Origin of the sequence: Psychroserpens mesophilus (assembly GCF_050617655.1) — a bacterium.
Lineage (GTDB): Bacteria > Bacteroidota > Bacteroidia > Flavobacteriales > Flavobacteriaceae > Psychroserpens > Psychroserpens mesophilus_A.
This window is the reverse complement of record NZ_JBODQC010000512.1, coordinates 1-235: the sequence shown is the minus strand read 5'-3', so window position 1 is coordinate 235 and position 235 is coordinate 1. Positions and strand designations below refer to the sequence as shown.

General features: G+C 60.0%; 1 pseudogene. It reads left to right on the top strand.

The window, feature by feature from the left end:
* A pseudogene (locus tag ACRHNM_RS18200) lies at positions 1-227 on the top strand (hypothetical protein); the annotation flags it as partial.
* Positions 228-235 lie beyond the last annotated feature (8 nt).

Below are 235 nucleotides of genomic sequence, written 5' to 3'. Positions count from 1 at the left end.
CCCCGCCCACCGTCGGCTTCCTGGTGCAGATCATCAAGAACACCTCGATCGCCTCGCTGGTGATCGGCTATCCGGAGCTGGCCTACAACGCCAAGATCCTCAACAACTCGACCTTCCAGCCCTTCGTCTATTTCGGCTGCGCCGCCGTCCTGTACTTCCTCATGTGCTACCCGCTGTCGCGCTGGAGCCGTTCCTTGGAAAGGAGACTCAATGCATCCCGTCGTTGAACTGGACC